At 46.1% G+C, this 20,163-nt stretch carries 17 protein-coding genes; 5 read left to right on the top strand and 12 right to left on the bottom strand.

All coding sequences use genetic code 11. The features are described 5' to 3' along the window. Positions 1-86: 86 nt before the first annotated feature. The 4 genes from tyrS to ppsA form a co-directional block, all read right to left on the bottom strand. The gene (gene tyrS / locus R7P36_RS05360; protein WP_042523265.1) at positions 87-1,346 is read right to left on the bottom strand and encodes a tyrosine--tRNA ligase; all 1,260 of its coding nucleotides are present in this window, start codon (positions 1,344-1,346) and stop codon (positions 87-89) included. A gap of 82 nt (positions 1,347-1,428) precedes the next feature. Then, positions 1,429-2,235, bottom strand: coding sequence for a response regulator transcription factor (locus tag R7P36_RS05355; RefSeq protein WP_021707696.1), 807 nt, complete (start codon positions 2,233-2,235; stop codon positions 1,429-1,431). 193 nt (positions 2,236-2,428) lie between these two features. Further along, on the bottom strand, positions 2,429-3,208 hold the full coding sequence (locus tag R7P36_RS05350; RefSeq protein ID WP_005373824.1) for a hypothetical protein: 780 nt from the start codon (positions 3,206-3,208) through the stop codon (positions 2,429-2,431). 170 nt (positions 3,209-3,378) lie between these two features. Then, complete coding sequence (gene ppsA / locus R7P36_RS05345) at positions 3,379-5,751, bottom strand: phosphoenolpyruvate synthase (RefSeq protein ID WP_213899232.1); 2,373 nt, start codon at positions 5,749-5,751, stop codon at positions 3,379-3,381. A 251-nt stretch (positions 5,752-6,002) separates the two neighbouring features. Here ppsA and R7P36_RS05340 point away from each other — a divergent pair, with 251 nt between their 5' ends. Continuing rightward, positions 6,003-6,839, top strand: coding sequence for a pyruvate, water dikinase regulatory protein (locus tag R7P36_RS05340; protein WP_005373820.1), 837 nt, complete (start codon positions 6,003-6,005; stop codon positions 6,837-6,839). Between the two features lie 76 nt (positions 6,840-6,915). Here the strand turns inward: R7P36_RS05340 and ansB are convergent, their stop codons facing one another. Both ansB and R7P36_RS05330 read right to left on the bottom strand, forming a co-directional pair. After that, a complete protein-coding gene (ansB, locus tag R7P36_RS05335) occupies positions 6,916-7,980 on the bottom strand; it encodes an L-asparaginase 2 (protein WP_213899231.1) in 1,065 nt (354 codons plus the stop codon). 370 nt (positions 7,981-8,350) lie between these two features. After that, positions 8,351-9,607 (bottom strand): adenylosuccinate synthase, encoded by a 1,257-nt coding sequence (locus R7P36_RS05330; protein ID WP_005373814.1) that lies wholly within the window; start codon positions 9,605-9,607, stop codon positions 8,351-8,353. 105 nt (positions 9,608-9,712) lie between these two features. On the opposite strand from R7P36_RS05330, the gene R7P36_RS05325 reads away from it, so the two are divergent. The 3 genes from R7P36_RS05325 to R7P36_RS05315 all read left to right on the top strand — a co-directional run bounded on the left by R7P36_RS05325 (position 9,713) and on the right by R7P36_RS05315 (position 11,686). Continuing rightward, a complete protein-coding gene (locus tag R7P36_RS05325; protein ID WP_005373812.1) occupies positions 9,713-10,582 on the top strand; it encodes a LysR family transcriptional regulator in 870 nt (289 codons plus the stop codon). Between the two features lie 19 nt (positions 10,583-10,601). Continuing rightward, complete coding sequence (locus tag R7P36_RS05320) at positions 10,602-10,994, top strand: ribosome recycling factor family protein (protein ID WP_054577722.1); 393 nt, start codon at positions 10,602-10,604, stop codon at positions 10,992-10,994. A 77-nt stretch (positions 10,995-11,071) separates the two neighbouring features. Then, complete coding sequence (locus R7P36_RS05315) at positions 11,072-11,686, top strand: LysE family translocator (protein WP_213899230.1); 615 nt, start codon at positions 11,072-11,074, stop codon at positions 11,684-11,686. Positions 11,687-11,778: 92 nt separating this feature from the next. Here the strand turns inward: R7P36_RS05315 and R7P36_RS05310 are convergent, their stop codons facing one another. The 6 genes from R7P36_RS05310 to doeA form a co-directional block, all read right to left on the bottom strand. Beyond that, positions 11,779-12,300: a DUF2058 domain-containing protein gene (locus tag R7P36_RS05310; protein ID WP_213899229.1), complete on the bottom strand. Its 522-nt coding sequence runs from the start codon at positions 12,298-12,300 to the stop codon at positions 11,779-11,781. A gap of 172 nt (positions 12,301-12,472) precedes the next feature. Beyond that, positions 12,473-13,876, bottom strand: a complete 1,404-nt coding sequence (locus R7P36_RS05305) for an aspartate aminotransferase family protein (protein WP_017633577.1) — start codon at positions 13,874-13,876, stop codon at positions 12,473-12,475. A gap of 41 nt (positions 13,877-13,917) precedes the next feature. Beyond that, on the bottom strand, positions 13,918-15,438 hold the full coding sequence (locus R7P36_RS05300; RefSeq protein WP_213899228.1) for an NAD-dependent succinate-semialdehyde dehydrogenase: 1,521 nt from the start codon (positions 15,436-15,438) through the stop codon (positions 13,918-13,920). A gap of 155 nt (positions 15,439-15,593) precedes the next feature. Continuing rightward, the gene (locus R7P36_RS05295; protein ID WP_005373784.1) at positions 15,594-16,073 is read right to left on the bottom strand and encodes an Lrp/AsnC family transcriptional regulator; all 480 of its coding nucleotides are present in this window, start codon (positions 16,071-16,073) and stop codon (positions 15,594-15,596) included. 123 nt (positions 16,074-16,196) lie between these two features. After that, positions 16,197-17,204 carry a N(2)-acetyl-L-2,4-diaminobutanoate deacetylase DoeB gene (gene doeB / locus R7P36_RS05290; protein WP_213899227.1) on the bottom strand — a complete coding sequence of 336 codons (1,008 nt, stop codon included), beginning with the start codon at positions 17,202-17,204 and terminating at the stop codon, positions 16,197-16,199. Positions 17,205-17,258: 54 nt separating this feature from the next. Then, on the bottom strand, positions 17,259-18,446 hold the full coding sequence (gene doeA, locus R7P36_RS05285; protein WP_318122050.1) for an ectoine hydrolase DoeA: 1,188 nt from the start codon (positions 18,444-18,446) through the stop codon (positions 17,259-17,261). Between the two features lie 271 nt (positions 18,447-18,717). On the opposite strand from doeA, the gene R7P36_RS05280 reads away from it, so the two are divergent. Next, positions 18,718-20,151 (top strand): PLP-dependent aminotransferase family protein, encoded by a 1,434-nt coding sequence (locus R7P36_RS05280; protein ID WP_081248204.1) that lies wholly within the window; start codon positions 18,718-18,720, stop codon positions 20,149-20,151. Positions 20,152-20,163 lie beyond the last annotated feature (12 nt).

Raw genomic sequence — 20,163 nt, 5'->3', positions numbered from 1 at the left:
TAGGCTTAAAATCGTTCAAATTTGAATTCCCCTCATCACGAAAGCGGTGAGGGGAATTTTTTATGGGCTTTGTACTTCGAGTGTTACTACGCGGCACGCTTCACGAGGCAGAAGTGCTTTTTACCGCGTTGCAGTAACCAATATTGATCAAACAGTGGGAAGCTCAAACTTGGGTTATCAGCCGCCACTTTTTCACCGTTTACACTGATGGCGTTGTTGCTGATGTGTTCGCGTGCAACACGCTTCGAACTTGCTAAACCCGACTCAATCAACAGCTCAACCAAATCTTGTTGTGCGCTCTCAATGCTTGGTAAACCATCCAACTCCAATTGTTTTAATTCACCCAAACTCAGTTGTTGCACATTACCGCTGAATAAAGCTTGAGTGATGCGCTCGGCGCTAGCTAGGCCTTCTTCGCCATGAACAAATCGCGTCATTTCCTCAGCGAGGATACGTTGTGCTTGTGGCTTACCTTGGCTTGCTTGGTCTTGCGCTTCAATGCTGGCAATTTCTTCGCAGCTCAAGAATGTGTAGTAACGCAAGAAGTGGTAAACGTCTGCGTCTTCTGCGCCAAGCCAGAACTGGTAGAACGCGTAAGGAGAGGTTTTGCTAGGATCTAGCCATACTGCACCGCCTTCGGTTTTGCCAAATTTGGTACCATCGGATTTGGTGATCAGCGGCAGAGTTAAGCCAAATACTTGCTCACCATTTTGACGGCGAGTTAAATCGATCCCGCTGACGATGTTTCCCCATTGGTCATTGCCACCGATTTGCAAACGGCAACCGTATCGACGGTTTAGCTCGGCAAAATCGTACGATTGCAGTAGGGCGTAGCTAAATTCGGTGAAGGAGATACCTTGGTCAGGTCGTTGCAGGCGTTGTTTTACCGATTCTCGGTTGACCATAGTATTGATCGAGAAGTGCTTACCCACATCGCGAAAGAAGTCGATCACATTGATCGCTTTCATCCAGTCAGCATTGTTCACCATGATCATCGGCTTGGTCAGTTGGTGGTTCATCAACTGCTGAATTTGATTAGAAAGATCGTTAACCCAGCCTGAGACGATTTCTTCTGAGTTCAGACTGCGCTCAGTCGCTTTAAAGCTTGGGTCGCCAATCATGCCCGTTGCACCGCCAATCAAGGCAACAGCTTGGTGTCCGGCATCTTGAAAGCGCTTAAGCATAATCAAAGGCACGAGGTGGCCGATATGCAAGCTGCCAGCTGTAGGATCGAAGCCGCAGTAAACGGTTTGTGGCTGTGAGAGAAGTGTCTGAATTTCTTCCAAATCGCTGGCTTGTGCAATCAAGCCACGATCTTGTAAATCTTGCAGTAATGGTGTCGTCATTCTTTTTGTCTGTTTTAGTGGTTGTTGTATTCAGACTAAAACGCGACACCTTTTCTCGATATATCCCTTAAGGGACAGTTTTTTATCTTGAATGGAGAATGAGGTGATTGAGGAAAAGCTGGAATAACTCACTCAATGAAGACACATTTAATTGCGAGTAAATTCGCTTTCGATGATTTTTGACCGTGCCTTGAACTAAGTGTAACCGCGCGGCAATTTCTTTGGTGTCAAACCCTTGAGCGAGAAGCGAAGCCACCTCTTGTTCGCGACGGGTGAGTGATTCTACGCCAAACGTTGCTAAAGCTTGCTCAATGGCTAATCGCATACTGCCAGAATAAGCACTCTGTGCAAAAACAGGCTCAGAAAAGGTAAATTCCGTTTGTTTCCAATGCTGCTGACAAAGCGACTGAATTATCGGGAAATAGGGCTTTAGCTTATTGATTTGTTGCTGAGAAAAGTATTTTCCATCAGTCATATATCCGAAGTACAGCATGACCCAACGGCCAGATTCAACTTCGACTAGCATGCTAAGTTCGTCTTTCCACCCTGTTTGATGATAGAACTGCTCGCAGTATGAGGTGAAGTCAACGCCTTTACGCGCCACGTCTTTGAGCGTAAATACGCCTTGTTGCTTTGTCTCGTTTAGTTTGAGAAAAAAAGGGTCATTTTGAAATGAGTCAGTAAGGTAGCGTTGAAAAAGTAACTCTCGCTCGTTCTCAATTGAGTCGTAGAGATAAATAGGATGTTTACCTTCTCGGTAACCTAAAATAACTGCGCAATCAAAATGAAAAAGAGTGCGAATGACACGCATAAGTTTAGGAGTAAAGTTAGGCGTGTTAAGAGCAGAAATTGCTTCTGCTAGCAGATTATTAAAGTTATTGTCAGGCATGGGATACCGAATTGCAGGTGGTTTTGCGCAAGCATAACCAAAAGCAATCCAACGAGAAAGGGAAGTCGCCATCTTCTGGTGACTTCCATAGAGAAAGTTGCGTAAGTGCTCAGTTTTGAGGAATCATATCCCCGTTAACTTATTGATAAGGGTGCATAACAACGGTTTTATTTAAGCGATTAGTTGCTATGCATTACTGCGAGTTAGTGAGCTCTTCGTTAACCCAATATTTAGAACCAGACACGTTAGCATCGATGAGCAAACCTTTAGCGTTCAACTGATAGACGGCGACGCCGCTGTTAAATTGTTTTGAAAGTTGCTCTGAATCTTCGCCCGCAACAGCAGAGGCTTCACTTGTGGCCTCCCATCCTTCGTTGACGAACGTATCAAAGTCTTCTTTGCTCTCAAACAGAACCACTTGTTGGTAAAATTTGCCGCCAGCCCCAAGTGCAACGCCCAAACCAAACATATTCATATAAGTGCGTTCTTCTGTTTCCTTATTCACTGCGACTCCTGACCCTGAGTTGGTGTGAAACAGCAAAGATAATTTACGAGAATCAAAGACCGCGTAGCCGTACGCGTTGTCGTAAATAGCTTTTGCCTCCGGCTTTTCATTAAATAACTTGAGCAAAGCGCTATCTGCCATTAAGTCCACGGCTTGGCGAGCTTCTTCTGGCGTATCGCCTTCCATCAGCTCATCAATTTTTTTGTCGGCAGCATCTATCCATTCTTTGCTTTTCTCGATGCTGGCTTCTGTCCATTCGCCTGCGGTATTGATCGCTTCCTCGGACCAGTTCGTGAAATCTTGCCACGCTTGTTTTGAAAACGCTTTGGTGTCGTCCCAAGCATCTTGTGCAGTATCAGAAACTGCGTCGCCAAGCTCAGACATTTTATTGGAAATTTCATCCCAATCGGCATAAGCAGGGGATGCCAGGAGCATCAATGTAGTAAGGAGTGCGATAGGCTTTTTCATCAAATTCTCTCTGGAGTTATCGATATACCATTCATTTTAGGTCATCAGACTTTGATAATGAAATTGACTAAATGACGAACTTGAGAGAGGAATCACGAACTGATTGTGAAATGACGTGTGAATAACAAAGCCCTCACAAGTGGAGTGTGAGGGCTAGAGTTTATCGTGTGTTACTTGCTGCTAACTTTACCGAGTTTTAACCAAGTATCGATAACCGTATCTGGGTTTAGTGATACAGAGCTAATTCCTTGATCCATTAGCCATTCCGCTAGGTCGTCGTGGTCTGATGGGCCTTGACCACAAATACCAACGTATTTGCCTGCTTTTGTTGCCGCGTCAATCGCCATCTGAAGCATCAGCTTAACTGCTGGGTTGCGCTCATCAAATAGATGTGCAACATCGCCAGAGTCACGATCAAGTCCAAGCGTTAACTGAGTCATGTCGTTTGAGCCAATCGAGAAGCCGTCAAAGTACTTCAAGAACTCATCGGCAAGGACCGCGTTGGATGGCAGTTCGCACATCATGATGACTTTAAGACCCTGATCGCCACGGCGCAGATCAAACTTCGCTAGCAAATCAATCACTGATGCTGCTTCGCTTGGTGTACGCACAAATGGGATCATGATTTCAACGTTTTTCAGACCCATTTCGTTACGAACGCGTTTGATTGCTTGAGTTTCTAGCTCGAAGCAGTCTTCAAACACTGGAGAAATGTAACGAGACGCGCCACGGAAGCCAAGCATTGGGTTTTCTTCATGCGGTTCGTATGCTTTACCGCCAACCAAGTTGCTGTATTCGTTAGACTTAAAGTCAGACATACGAACAATAACGCGTTTCGGCCAAAATGCCGCAGCAATGGTTGCGATACCTTCTGTCAGTTTGCTTACGTAGAAATCGATAGGATCTTTGTAACCACGAATACGCTGAGTGATTTCTGCTTTTAGCTCATCGCTTTGTGCATCAAAGTTAAGTAATGCTTTCGGGTGGATACCAATCATCTTATTGATGATGAATTCAAGACGAGCAAGACCAACACCTTCATTTGGAATTTGTGCGAAGTCAAACGCACGATCAGGGTTACCCACGTTCATCATCACTTTTGTTGGTAGCAGTGGCAGTTCATCAACAGAAGAGCGTTTTACATCAAATTCAAGTTCACCTTGGTAAACGTAGCCCGTTTCACCTTCAGAACAAGATACGGTCACGGTTGCACCATCGGTTAACTTGCTTGTCGCATCGCCACAGCCAACGATTGCAGGAATACCAAGCTCACGAGCGATGATGGCTGCGTGGCAAGTACGGCCACCACGGTTGGTTACGATTGCAGATGCTTTTTTCATCACTGGTTCCCAATCTGGGTCAGTCATGTCTGTAACTAGCACGTCACCTTCTTGGACTAAAGACATTTGGTCCAGAGAGTCAACCAAGCGAACCACGCCTTTACCGATGCGCTGACCGATTGCACGACCTTCAACTAAAACATCCGCTTTGTTTTGTAGCTCGTAGCGCTCAATCACGTTTTGTTCCGTTTGTGAACATACGGTTTCAGGACGCGCTTGAACAATGTACAGCTTGCCATCAATGCCATCTTTTGCCCATTCAATGTCCATTGGACGCTGATAGTGCTTTTCGATGATCATTGCTTGTTTTGCGAGCTCTTTAATCTCGTCGTCGTTCAATGAGAACGTGTTGCGCTCTTCATCAGAAGTATCAACGATATCAACTTGTTTGCCGATTTCTTGGTTATCTGAGTAGATCATTTTGATCAACTTAGAACCAAATGTTTTCTTAACGATTGGGTGTTCGCCTGCTTCAAGCATTGGCTTGTGAACGTAGAACTCGTCAGGGTTTACTGCACCTTGAACGACCATCTCGCCTAGACCCCATGAAGAGGTGATGAAGACAACTTGGTCGAAACCCGATTCAGTGTCTAGTGTAAACATAACACCCGACGAGGCTTTATCTGAACGCACCATACGTTGGATACCCGCAGATAGCGAGATGCCACGGTGGTCGAACCCTTGGTGAACGCGGTAAGAAATCGCACGGTCGTTAAATAGAGAAGCGTAAACGTGCTTAGTTGCTTCTAGTACTGCGTCGATGCCTTTCACGTTCAAAAACGTTTCTTGCTGACCAGCAAAAGAAGCATCAGGTAGGTCTTCTGCCGTAGCAGATGAACGAACTGCGACTGAAAGCTCAGGATTGCCTTCGATCAGTTCTTGGTAGTTTTCACGAATTTCTTGTTCAAGGTCCGCAGGGAAAGGGGCCTCTAATACCCATTGACGAATGTTTGCACCTGTCTTACGCAGAGCTTCTACATCTTCAACGTCTAGTTCATCGAGTAATTGGTGAATACGCTCATCCAAACCTTCGTGGTCAAGGAATTGGTTAAACGCGTATGAGGTTGTCGCAAAACCATTTGGTACAGAAACGCCTGCGTTTGCTAGGTTAGAAACCATTTCGCCAAGTGAAGCATTCTTACCGCCGACTTTGTCGACATCATCCATGGATAGGCCATTGAACCAGAGGGTGTTCTTTTGCATGTCTTTCTCCAGAAACATTGCAGCTTAGTAGGGGGACTTAAATCGATCTAAACAATCGCATGTTGGCTGTTATTACACGTTGACCATACATTGCTTCATTTAGATTGATATCAAAGGCAAACGATTACGTTCTGGCTGAAAAAAATTCAAAAGAATTTTTAAAGCTGTGGTGAACCTAACTGAAAGCCAAACTGATTTATTAATATTATGTGTACCATCCTACTCAAAAGATTTTGAAAAATTAAACAGAAATGCAAATAAATAACCAAAGTCGTGATGTGTTCTATGTTTCTGACGGTACGGCGATAACATGTGAGACATTAGGGCATGTTGTTCTCGGTCAATTTCCGTTCATTCCTAACGAAAAAACCTTTCCGTTTGTAGAAAGCCAGGACAAAGCTACTGACGTAGTCAAAGAAATTGAAACTTCCTACCAGCGCAATGGCGTCAAACCTCTGGTCTTTTTCTCAATTGTCGTTCCAGAAGTACGTGAAATGCTGCTTGAAGCGCCGGCATACAGTTACGATGTGTTGGAGAGTATTGTGCAGAAAGTGCAAGACGACATTCAGATGGCACCAAAGCCTAAGTTGCAGCGTTCTCGCAGCGTGGGGAAAGATTCCGACACCTATTTTGACCGTATTGCGGCCATTGAATACACATTGGCGCATGATGATGGCATTACGCTAAAAGGGTTGGAGCAAGCTGATATTATCTTACTTGGCGTGTCGCGCAGTGGAAAAACGCCGACTAGCTTGTATATGGCGATGCAATTTGGTTTACGTGTTGTGAACTATCCGTTCATTGCGGAAGATGTGAAGATGATGCGTTTGTTGCCTGAATTTGAGATCCATCGTCATAAGTTGTTTGGGCTTACTATCGACCCTGAACGTTTGACTGAAATCCGTGAAAATCGTTTGTCTGGAAGTGATTACGCTAGCACAGAGCAGTGTAAGCTGGAGCTAGACACTGTTGAGGCGTTGTTTAGAAGAGAGGCGATCCCATATATCAATACGTCCTCTCTGTCTGTTGAGGAAATTACTACGCGTATTCTGGAAAAAGCAGGAATGAAGCGTCGCTTGTTTGGCTAACAAGAGACGCTCATGTCGCTATGTGCAAGAGGAGGTAAGATGTATACCTCCTCTATCGAATGAACCTTAGACAGAATTAATAGTATTGGAACATCTTTTGGATGTCTTGATAGTTTTTGGTCTGAGTCAGTGACAGCATCAGTAAGATACGTGCTTTTTGTGGGTTCAATGTACCAGCGGCAACAAAGCCGTATTTTTCGTCATCAATTTCAGCATCCAAAGTGGTTGAGCCGCTAGGCGTTCGGGAGCTTCTTACAACAACAACGCCATCTTTACTCGCTTTCTCTAGCTCATCAAACACAGTGTGGTACAAGTTACCATTACCGACACCAGCACTTACGATGCCGTCAAAATTCGCATCCACAAAGGCTTTCACTGGCAAATTGGAGGCATTTGCATAGTTATAAACAATACCGACCTTAGGCAACTTAGTAAGCTTTGATACATCGAATGGGGTTTCTGTCGTATGTTTACGCTCTGGGCTTCGTTGATATTTGGCATCGCTATTATGAATGTAGCCGATAGCACCAAAGTTGGGTGACTGGAAAGTGCTGACGGAGGTTGTATTGGTTTTTGTCACATCTCGCGCATCGAAAATCGTGTCATTCATTGCGACTAGCACGCCACGTCCTTCTGAATCTTCATCGGTGGCTGTTACGACTGCATTGTATAAGTTGACTGGTCCATCAGCACTCATTGCGGTGGAAGGACGCATTGCACCAACGATCACGACAGGCTTTTTGCTCTTGACGGTCAGATCAAGGAAGTAAGCGGTTTCCTCTAACGTATCCGTACCATGAGTAATGACGATGCCGTCAACATCATCTTGAGCGAGTAGCTCATTAACTCTTTTCGATAATTTTAGCCACACATCATTATTCATATCTTGTGAACCGATACTGACCACTTGCTCTCCAGAAATATCGGCAATGTTGGTCATACTCGGCACCGCAGAAATCAATGATTCAACGCCGACTTTACCTGCTGTGTAGTTTGACTCTGTTGCAGATTGACCTGCGCCTGCTATGGTGCCACCAGTGGCAAGGATTTTAATGTTCGGAAGATCGGATTGCGCAAAAGAGAACGAACTGATGCATAAACCGAGAGTTATCGTACTGAGGCGGAAAAGATTTTTCGTCATGGGAATCACCTGCTGTTAGGTTGGATGTTGGGGAACTCATCTATCCTAAAAACAGCGGGTTAGATTTTTTGAGTACTAGTTCAACAAATTGCAGATGAAGATCGTGATCAACTAATCACTTAAAGAATATCAAATCAACCAGTTAACCTAATTGACGTGCTTCTTTAACAAGTGAGATGTGCTAGTAACGTGCACAACGTGTTAAACCCTATAATTTATTGATTTATAAATAAAGGAGGTAGGAGTCTCGTGATGAGGTTACTAAACATGAATTTAGCCGTGCAATTTTTCAAAGTTTACAGTGTAAAAAAAAGCGGCTTTACCCCGGAACAGATAAAAGCCGCTTGCCAATGATGTGTTAATTCACATCTTATCGCATAATCATTTGTTCACGACCAGGACCCACAGACACCATTTTTACTGGTACGCCCATGAGTTCCTCAATGCGTAGAACGTATTTCTGAGCTGCTACTGGAAGCTCTTCAAACTTACGACAACCTGTGATGTCCTCGCTCCAGCTTTCCATCTTCTCGTAGATTGGCGCAAGAGAGGCAGTTTGAGGCCAGATTGGGTTTTCGCTGTGGTCGCCTTCGTAGCCAACACAGATTTTCAGATCGTTAAGGCCAGTCAAACAGTCTACTTTCGTTAGTGCAATTTCAGTTGCGGCTTGCAGTTCAACGCCATTTTTCGTAGCGACTGCGTCGAAGTAGCCCATGTCGCGTGGACGACCCGTAGTTGCACCGAACTCGCCAGCAAGTTCGCGGAAAGCGTCTTGCTCTTCCATTGCAGTGATCAACGTACCAGTACCCACTGATGAGCTGAAGGCTTTTGCAACCGCAATAACGCGTTCAGGACGAAGTGCCGGAAGGCCACTACCGATACCCGCGTACATTGATACAACGTTAGAAGATGTTGTCCAAGGGTACTCACCGTAAACAAGGTCACGACCCGCGCCAAGCTGCGCTTCGAACAATAGAGTTTTGTCTTTCGCTTGTAGTTCTTTTAGAGGAAGCGTTACGTTGCAAATTGAATCGCGCCAAGGTGCAGAAACTTCTAGCAGCCAGTTCGCCAGTTCTTCAGCGGTTTGTTCAAACTCGAATGTTGGGTAAAGCGCACGCAGTTGTGGCAGTTTCCAATCCATCATGAATTGAAGGCGTTCAACCAATACTTCTGGTTGCTTCAACCAACCAACTAGGATGCCTTTCTTCATTACGCGGTCACCGTACGCAGGTGCAATACCTTGACGAGTTGAGCCGTATGCTTTGTCGCCTAAACGTTGTTCTTCTAGCGTATCTTCTAGTGCATGTAGAGGTAGACACAGTGTTGCGCGATCAGAGATGCACATATTCACTTTTACGCCTGCTTCTTCAACTTCCGCAATCTCCTGAGACAGCAACGCAGGGCTGATAACCATACCCGGACCTAACACTGCCAAACAGTCAGGGTTGAATACGCCACTTGGAAGCTGGTGCAGCTTGAACGTACCTAGATCGTTAACCACGGTGTGACCCGCGTTGTTACCACCTTGGAAACGAATGCTCGCAGAAGCTTGCTCTGCCAAAAAGTCAACGATGCGGCCTTTGCCTTCATCACCCCAGTTTGCACCCACAACAACGATAGACGACATAATTTAATCTCCAAAAACAGATGCAAAAATCTTAAGGTGTTCGCCATAATAAGAGAAATTAATTATACTCATTAACTTGATAAGAATCTCATATCGGAATTGGCAATGTTAGATTTGAACTGGCTGCGAACCTTCGTAACTCTTGCAGAGGTAAAACACTTTGGTAAAACAGCGACGGAACTGCACATGACGCAGCCGAACGTAAGTTTGCATATCAAGCAGTTGGAGCAAGCCACGCGCACGAAATTGATTGAGCGAAATCCCGTGCAGTTGACGCAAGCGGGGAAGCGTTTGTTAGCTACGGCGCAGCGGATGCTCAATGAGCTGCAAATTTGTCAGTCAGATCTCAATGCCATCAACGATCTTACGCAGGGGACGCTTTCTATTGCGGCGAGCGATATTGTTTCACGTTTACTGCTTATCAAACCATTTCAGCAATTCAAAAGTGAATATCCGGGGATCGACTTGGCATTGTTCAATACCACATCTTCTCAAGCCGTGGATTTGGTGAAAAGTGCGCGTGCCGATATCGGCTTTGTTATCGCACAAAAAGAGAGTCAACCGCTGCATTTTACGCCTCTCACGCAAATTCACTGGTGTGCGTTTGGTGATAACATTTTTGAGTGGCAAGACAATCGAAAAGAGAGCCAGACGCTGATCCTGCTAGGGCACGATACTCGAACCCGAGAGCTGATTGATGCGTCTTTACCTGAGCTAAATCTGCCTAAGCATCGCGTGATGGAAGTGGGCAGTGTGGAAGCACAAATCGACTGGGCGGAAGCGGGGTTTGGGACTGCTATTGTGCCGGATTTTTCGCTCGATCCGAGATTAAAGCTTTCTCGAGAAGTTACGCCTTTGCCAAGTTTTCCAAACACTGATTTCGGCTACATCGTGCGTCAAAATCAGGTGTTATCCAAAGCGGCAAAACAGTTGTTGGCTTGGGTTGGCGAGAATGTGTCGGTGGTTGAGGGCTAAGACGATGAAAGAAAAGGCCATGAAAGAGACGAAGATTACGATTTCGCTCCCATCCTTGATTCACCGTATTGGGGGCGACCATGCCAAGCGAGCGAAAACACTCGCAGCAGAAAAACAGTGCGATCTTAAGAGAATTAGACGATCTCGTCACTGGCAAATCTCAGGCGAGGCTTTGGATGTAAAAGCGTTTTTAGAGCTTCTCAAAAACGAAGAAGCAGAGACGATGCGATTTGCGATCAACAAGATCGAACAAGCTCTACTTGCTCACCAAGACAAATTGGAACCTTTGGACGTGAAGTTGATACGTTTGGTGAGACAAAACCCAAACATCACCTTAGCGGAGCTGATGGCTGAAACGAACTGCACGTTAGTTCAAGCTCGCACGGCACGATTTGATGCTGAGTTGCTTTAAGATCGGTTTGTGGTTTACTCACTTTATTAACAAATGTTAGGGTACCGATCAAAATCACTCACTAAGACCATTTTATTATGGATATTTGGCAGCTTCTCCTTTTTATCCCTGCTTGCTTTGCTCTAAATATGGCTCCAGGCCCAAACAATTTATTGGCAATGAATAATGCTCGTTGTTACGGCTTTAGGGCCGCGTTTACGGCTAGTTTAGGCAGAATTGCCGCTTTTTCAGCAATGATTGCGTTGTCTGCATCAGGTCTGGCTGTGATTTTGTATACGTCAGAAATGCTATTTTTGGCAATAAAGCTGGTAGGGGCGCTGTATCTACTGTGGATTGCGTTTAACCTTTGGCGTTCAGAGTCCAGCCCGATCTCTGACTTGGACAATTCGCGCAATTACGCAGGACTTGCGAAGCAAGAATTTACGCTTGCTGCTGGCAACCCGAAAGCGATACTTATTTTTACTGCATTCTTGCCGCAATTTGTTGATGCCAATGCCAACGTTCAAGAGCAGTTTTTTGCCCTTGGCTCGATGTTTTTGATATTAGAAATGGTCGCCATTTCAATCTATGCCATCTTTGGTTTGTACTTGAGACATTGGTTTTCAAATCCCAAAATGGCGAAACGTTTCAATCGCGGATGTTCGTTGTTTTTAGCCGCATCAGGTGCGAATTTGCTACTAAGTAAGCAATAACAACACATCATCTCTGTAGATTATTTTTCTATAAAAAGAGCCGCTGATGTTACATCAGCGGTTCTTTTCGTTGATGCATCGATTATTTATTGTTACCACATCAAATCGTCAGGCACGACGAAATCTGCGTATGGATCGTCTTCTGCTGGAATGTCAGATTCTGCTTCTTTCTGTTCGATGATGACGGACTCATCACGTTGAGCAATTTTATTCGCTACTCCACGTGGAATGACAACATAGCTTTCACCAACAATTGCGATTGCCAAAATACCTTTGATCAACTGCTCGCGGATAAGTGAATCTACATAAAGTGATTTCACTAGCGTACCGTGAGTGAAGTTGTATTTGATGTCGCCATCTTTTAAGTCGATCTTGTTCATCTCAATCAATTGATTGATCTGCGCTTTGATCTCTTTATTTAATCGCTCAGCATTTTGTTGCTCGCTCAATTGTTTATTACGCTCTAACTGTTGGCGTTTATTCTCTTCAACCGCCGCTTTTACTTCGCGTGCTTGAACGCGTGATTTTTTTGAGCCTTTCTTCGCTTTCTTTAGTTTCTTTTCATTAACTAAGCCAGCTTTCAGCATTTGTTCTTGAAGGGTAAGTTTTGCCATGTTTCATCCAGTTAGTGCGCAATTTTGGGCATTTTACCCACTATTGCCACTTGTAGTAAATAATAGTGCTTTCTATGGGTCTAAAATGTTTGGTTGGCTTGTTGTCTCTTTAATGGAAAGTGCAAAGCGGGCCTTCTCCAAAGCCCGCGAGCATTACTGAAATCTAGGTGGGTTATGGCTGCCACTGTTTAGATGTGACGAGGTTATCCATCACTTTGTTTACCGCTTGATGCGCTTTGTCGACAATGGTGTCTATATCGTTACGATTCGCGATAAGCGGTGGAGCAAAACCGAGGATGTCACCATGTGGCATAGCGCGAGCGATTAAGCCTTGCTCTAAACAGGCCGCCGCGATTTGCGGGCCTACTTTCAAGTTTGGATCAAAGTGTGCACGGCGGAGCTTGTCTGAAGAAAACTCCAACGCATGCAACAAGCCAACGCCACGAGTATCACCGACCAATGGATGATCGCTAAACGTCTCCGCCATGCGTTGCTGCAAGTAAGCGCCGACTTCGGCCGCGTTTTTTACCAAGCCTTCACGTTCAATGATATCGAGGTTGCAGTTCGCGGCTGCCGCTCCCATTGGGTGACCAGAGTAGGTATAACCGTGTCCGATAGCGCCCCATTGGTCGGTGCCGTTTTCTAGCACACTCCAAACTCGTTCACCGACGATCACGCCAGACAGCGGTTGATACGCTGAGGTTAACCCTTTCGCTACCGTGATGAGATCTGGTTTCATGTCGTAGTGCAGTGAGCCAAAATCGGAGCCGAGGCGACCAAAGCCACACACCACTTCATCCGCAATCAAGAGTACATCGTATTTGTCGAGCACTTTGCGAATCGCCTGCCAGTACCCTGCTGGTGGTGGCACAATACCGCCAGTACCGAGCACTGGTTCTGCAATCATTGCTGCTACCGTTTCTGGGCCTTCTTCCAAGATCATCGCTTCGAGTTGATCTGCGCAATATTGAGAGAATTCGAGCTCAGACATACTCTCGTCTTCACGGCGATAATAATATGGCGCGATGGTGTGTTTGATACGCTCAAGTGGTAAATCAAAATGGGCGTGGAACAGCGGCAAACCTGTCATTGAACCGGACGCGATACTTGAACCATGGTAGCCGCGGTCACGCGAAATGATTTTTTTCTTCTCTGGTAGACCACGAGCATTGTTGTAATACCATACCAACTTAAGTTGAGTTTCGTTCGCGTCGCTGCCTGACATGCCGTAGTAAACTTTGCTCATGCCTTCAGGCGCCATTTTGATGATGCGATCTGACAGTGTCACGAGCGCTTCGTTCGTATGACCGACGTACGTGTGGTAGTACGCCAGTTCTTTGGCTTGCTCATAAATCGCATCGGCCATTTCGGTCCTGCCATAGCCAATGTTTACACAATACAACCCGGCAAAGCCGTCTATCAGCTCGATGCCTTCTGAATCGGTGATGCGTATTCCGCTTCCGCTCGAGATAATTCTTCCCGGAAGCTCCCCGGCCGCATACTGCTTTAGGTGGGTTGAGGCATGAAATACTCTCTGACGATCGATCTCTAAAAGTTGTTGGGTTTTGTTACTCATGATCCTTCTCCTCGAATAATTGGATATCCATATTTCGTGTCTCAACTGCCACTGACGGTTGGTAAAGCGCCTAAGCAGCAGTATTTGATTTCGCTGTATTCTTCAAATCCGTGACGGCTTCCTTCTCGTCCAAGACCAGACTGTTTCACGCCGCCGAATGGGATAGGGGGCCCTGTCATTTTGACGGAGTTCACGCTCACCATGCCAAACTCCAAACCGCGCATGCAGTGCCAAATTTGGTGAATATCGTGACCATAAACATAGGCAGCTAAGCCGTACTCAGTGTCGTTGCTCATTTCAATCACGGTATCTAAGTCTTGGTAAGGCAATACGCCTGCCACAGGACAAAAATTCTCTTCGCGATACACCGCCATTTCAGGGGTGACATCGGCTAGCAATGTCGGCGCGAAGAAGTTTTCGCCTGGTACGGGCTGGTGGTATCCCGCTACCAATCGCGCGCCTTTGTCGAGCGCGTCACGCACCAAATCATGCGCTTTATCCACCGCAGTGCGATTAATAAGCGGTCCCATGGTGATTTTTTCGTCTAAGCCATTGCCCAAAACGATGTGGCTCATTTCTTTGGCAAACGCTTCCAAAAACGCTTCGTACTTATCGTCGGGGACGAAAATACGGTTTGCGGCCAAGCAGTCTTGTCCTGCGGTTTGAAACTTCGCATCCACGGCGGCTTTGGCTGCTTGCTCAACATCCATATCTGGCAGCACGATGAAAGGGGCGTTACCACCGAGCTCCATACTGCACTTCTTCACGGTTTGTGCCGCGTCGCGTAGCAATAGTTTGCCTACTCGAGTTGAGCCTGTGAACGAGAGCGCTTTGACTTTATCGGAGTGACACAAGGTTTGTGACACCATCACCGCATCGCCAGTGATCACGTTAAATACACCAGGTGGAAAGCCAGCTCGGTCTGCTAACTCTGCCAACGCTAACGCAGAAAAAGGCGTTTCACTGGCGGGCTTAATGAGCACCGGACAGCCTATTGCTAGTGCGGCTGCGGCTTTGCGTGTGATCATGGCATTAGGAAAGTTCCATGGCGTAATCAGTGCTACGACACCAATCGGCTCGCGCACGGTTGATAGCTGCGCATTCGGAATATGACTTGGGATGGTTTCACCATAGCTGCGGCGTGCTTCTTCGGCAAACCAACGAACAAAGGATGCGCCGTAGTCAATCTCACCTACAGCATCACCTAGTGTTTTTCCTTGCTCCATCACCATCAAATGAGCAAGATCTTGCTTTGATTCTAGAATCAGGTCGTGCCAACGCATGAGAATTTCAGCGCGCTCTTCTGCTTGCATTTTTCGCCATTGACGAAAGGCTTGGTCGGCTTCATCAATCGCTTGATAGAGTTGTTGCTGAGATAGCTTAGTGATGTAACCGATGACCGTGCCATCTGCTGGGTTATCCACCGGATGAAATTGATCACCACTTAACCATTTGCCATTCACGTACGCTAAACCTCTCACCAAACGTACGTCTTTCATTATCGCCATCATGTCGTGCGAGGCTTTTAATTCTTCAGCGTGTAAGCTGTGCAGTGCTGTCATGAGTCCTTCTCCCAGCATCGTTGTCCATAATGAAACTGTAATGGAGAAGTGACCGAAATAATTTCTGATACCGAGGTTTAAAACGTCAGAACTTTCTTTTTAGTGCCGTTAAATATGGTGTTTTTTCTGTTAACGCCTGATGCGCATTTTCCCTTTTATAACAAAGCGTTTTGGTTTACTTCGAATGTGCCCGCATCACGTTTGATTGTTTTTGTCACAATGTAAGTAAAGTAGCGCTCAATGCCCACATCTGAGTCTAACCAGTTGTCGATAAGCCGCTGATATTGGTCGATATCTTCTGACTGAATTTTAAGGATGTAATCGACACCACCGCCCGTGGCATAGCAATCAGTGACTTCTGGTGAATGTTGAACCAGTTGCTCGAAGCGTTTGAACGCTTGGGCGTTGTGTTCTTTGAGCGTAACTTCAACCATAACTGACGTTCGTTTGAACAAAATATCGGTATTTACTTTTGCTCCGTAACCTTCAATGATGCCTGCTTCTTCCAGTTTTTTGACGCGCTCCCAGCAAGGGCTCACGGATAGGTTGATGGCCTCGGCAAGGTGAGATTTGGTGATACGACCATTATCATGAAGTATTTGTAGAATTTTTACGTCGTAGCGATCGAGGCGCATTATGAGTCTCCCTGTTGAATACTAATCATTTCATAAAGGCTGATGACTGGTCGCTGTTATAAGGTGCTTTCCAGTTTGCTTCTGGTATGCCATTTGTTTTGATTTCTTTGGTTGGCTTTTCAATCAGCCTATCTCGCCGCAGTCTTCGGCTATAACTGCGATAGTGTCACCGATATTCACCATAGCAGGAAAACGACGTGCCGCGAAAATACCATTGCGCTGTGACTTGTACTCAACGGGGGCGTTACCTGTGCGCTCGGTCGAGAAGATTCTCACTAATACATCTCCCTTTTTGACGGTATCGCCAAGATCAAATAAGTATTCTGTGATGCCGTGGTGCTGGCTTTGCACATAACAACTTGCATCAGGCATATCTAATAACTTAGTTGGTTGGGTTGGTTGTTCGTAGTCACCGGGCAAGTTGCCTGAGAAGCGTAAGAAGTTGCGAATGCCACGGTCGGAATAAGCGATGGTTTCTGGAGTGCTGGTTCCGCCTCCTCTTAGTTCGGTGGTAACAAAGATTTTTCCCTGAGACTCCACGGCAGTGTCATACAGGCTGGTGGCGTCCATTTCGAGCAAGATCATGGTGTAAGGTGCGCCAAACAGTTTTGCACCTAATATGCAGGCTTCTTCTTGATCGAGATTGTCGAGACGATGGGCAGCGGCGAACGGAACGATATCTAACGTTTTACCACCTGAGTGAATGTCTAACGCAAAATCGCACTTAGGAACTAGGTAACGAGTAAAATAATCCGCAATTTTCTCGGTCACTGTGCCTATGGGGTTGCCGGGAAAGCTGCGATTTAAATTCCCCTTATCGATAAACGACGTACGTGAGGCATTTTGTACCGCAGGTAAGTTCATCATGGGTACAATAATGACACGACCTTGGATTTGATCTGCCTGAAGCGAGTTCGTCAATTTTAGCAGGCTGGTGATGCCTTCGTATTCGTCTCCGTGATTACCGCCAGTAAGCAGTGCGGTTGGTCCGTGACCATTTTTGATCACGGTGATAGGTATCATAATACTTCCCCAAGCGGAGTCGTCATGTGAATAGGGCAGCGTTAAAAAGCCGTGCTGTACACCTTCTCGGTCAAAGTCTATGGTGGCTGTGATCGAGCTTTTTTGCATATCAAGTCCTTTTAGTTCTCAGACCTAGCTCAACAGAGCCTGAGGTTTGAAAAATTAGTGTTTAACAAATAAGTGGCGTGGAAAGTCACACAGCGTTTTTGCTCCATCATGGGTAATGACGATACTTTCCGTTGTTTCTAACCCCCAATCTTTGAACCACAGCCCCGGCATAAAATGGAATGTCATGCCTTCTCTCAAGATGGTTTTATCGGTGTCTCGCAAACTCATGGTTCGTTCCCCCCAATCTGGTGGGTAGCTCAAACCTATTGGGTAGCCACAACGGGCACCTTCGCGTGAGAATCCCGCTTTATCGAGAACCTGGTTTAGTGCATTGGCGATGTCGGCGCAGGTATTTCCGGGCTTTGCCACTTTCAAGCCCGCTTCAAGTCCTAGAGTCAGGGCTTCGTCGGCTCGTTTGAACTTGTCGTCAGGCTCGCCAAGAAAAATAGTGCGTGAGAGTGGGCAATGGTAATGGCGGTGCGCCCCTGCGATTTCAAAAAACGTCCCTTCGCCTTTCTTGAAGGGTCTGTCATCCCAAGTCAGGTGAGGTGCGGAAGCATCAGAACCTGATGGCAAAAGCGGCACAATCGCGGTGTAATCGCCAAAGTGGTCTTCATGCCCGAGCACGGCTTGGCGGTTAATCTCGGCAACAAGGTGGTGTTTCGGTAATCCTGGTTCAATCATGTCGAACGCGACACGGTGCATATTTTCAACAATGCGAGCGGCACGGTACATGTACGCCAGTTCTTGATCGGATTTAACGGCGCGGCACCAGTTGACTAGTCCAGTTGCATCGAGAAGTTGAGCATTCGGTAGGTGCGTGGTGAGTGATTCGTAAGCGGTGGCGCTAAAGTAATAGTTATCTTTTTCTACACCGATGCGACCACGATCCCAAAGGCGCGGAGCCAGTACGGCTTCGACCAGGAAATCCATCGGGTGTAGCGGCGGATTCATTACATAATGGTCTGGATAGTAGGTGATGTTTTCTGCCGACATATACGCAGTCCTGTATGCTCCGTTGGCATCTTGGCAGCGTCCAAACCAAACTGGCTCATCAGATGGACCAACAACGACACATTGTGGCACGTAAAAAGACCACCCATCATAGCCTGTCAGCCACGCCATGTTAGAAGGGTCATGAATGATAAGGACATCCAATTCTCTTTCTTCCATCGATTGCCGAACTTTCGTTAACCGATCCTGGAACTCATCCAGTGTAAAATGCAAAGCAACGCCTCTCATATTTTCTCCTTGTTAGAAATCCGACGCCTTATGGGCCTTCGGAGACGCTGAGGTATTTCTACCTTCTACCAGCTAGCCAGATCTGCGTTAAAAATGATTGCAATTTACCTCTGGGGTTGTATTTGGATTAAACGATGCTGTTTAACATGTTTGTTTAACCCATACATTTCATGTCAATCATTACAATTGTGGTTTATTTTTGTGCATTTCACCTCGTTTTGTGAGTTAAAGTTCGCCATTTGTTAAATGGAAGTTACAATGAGCGTTAAAAATGAATCAATTAAAATATTGTGTCATGACAATTTCTTTGAACCCGATCATTCGGCCAGGCACCGCTAAATACATCTCCATTGGTAACTATCTTGTCGAATGTGTCCGCAGTGGTTATCTAAAACCGGGGACTCGATTACCCACACATCGTGAGTTTGCAGAGCAAATTGGCGTCAGCGTACAAACGGTGAGCCATGCATATGGTTATGCAGAGAAAAAAGGGGCGATCGAGTCTTGGGTTGGGAATGGTACTTTTGTCAAATCAGGTTTTGTGGATGAAAGTACGGACACGGAGTTCATGCTGACACAAGAGATGAAAGAAACGCCGGATGAAATTGATATGTCGATTGCACATCCAGTGGTGACCGATCGCCACATTACGCTTTTTAATCAGGCGTTAATGGAGATTGCTGGGCAAACAAACAATCGTGGTTTGATCAGTAAAGCAAAGCCGGTAACAGGTCAGCCTCATCATATTGAGTCAGGAGCACGATTTCTAAGTAGCCAAGGGCTGGATGTGGGTGCCGATCAAATATTACTCACAAATGGTGCATGCCATGGTTTAACGTTGGCTTTAAGCACAGTTGTTGAACACGGTGATGTAGTTGCTTGTGGTCACTTGGTTGATCATGGCTTGATCTCTCGCTCGAGAATGCTTGGATTTAAGTTGCAACCACTTGAAATGGATGAGTTTGGTATAACGCCGGATGCATTTGAATGGGCATGTAAACACAAACCAATCAAGGTATTGTGTTGCACACCGAGCATGGCTAACCCGACTAGTGCGCATATGGATGTTGCACGCCGAGAGGCGATAGCGAATATTGCGCAGCAATACGACATCTATGTCATTGAAGATGACGTGTATGGAGCACTAGAACCTAACCGTGTCCCACCCCTTGCCACATTGTTACCCGAACAAGCTTTCTATGTCACCAGTTTAACCAAAGTTGTAGCGCCAGGCATGCGCACTGGCTATCTGACGGTCCCACGTCATTTTTTGCAGCACGCGATTGGTCGTTTAGCGGCAACGAGTTGGTCTGCGACTCCATTACCATTTGAAGTCGCTCATTTGTGGATCGAAAACGGTACGTTAAATCGACTTATTCGCTTTCAAGTCAATGAGTTTGCTAAGCGACAGCGAATAGCAAAAGCCGCTTTAGAAGGGCATGTTTATAGCTCGCACCCGAATGGACAGCACATTTGGTTGAGACTACCCGAGCAGTGGAATAGCGATGACCTGGTTGCTTCGGCTAAGCGTTCAGGGGTGCAGATCACGGGATATAAACCGTTTGTTCTCGATACAAATCAGCCAATGCCTTACGTGCGAATCAGCTTGGGAGCAGAAACAAACCGAGGCTACATCAAACACGGGTTATCTGTGATTGCTGAAATTCTCGATACCAACCCTCCCACCTCACACTTTTTGGTCTGAGCGATAGGTTAT

The organism is Vibrio sp. 397, from assembly GCF_033339395.1.
Lineage (GTDB): Bacteria > Pseudomonadota > Gammaproteobacteria > Enterobacterales > Vibrionaceae > Vibrio > Vibrio alginolyticus.
Note: the sequence above shows the minus strand (reverse complement) of the source record. Positions and strands in the feature narration are given on the sequence as shown.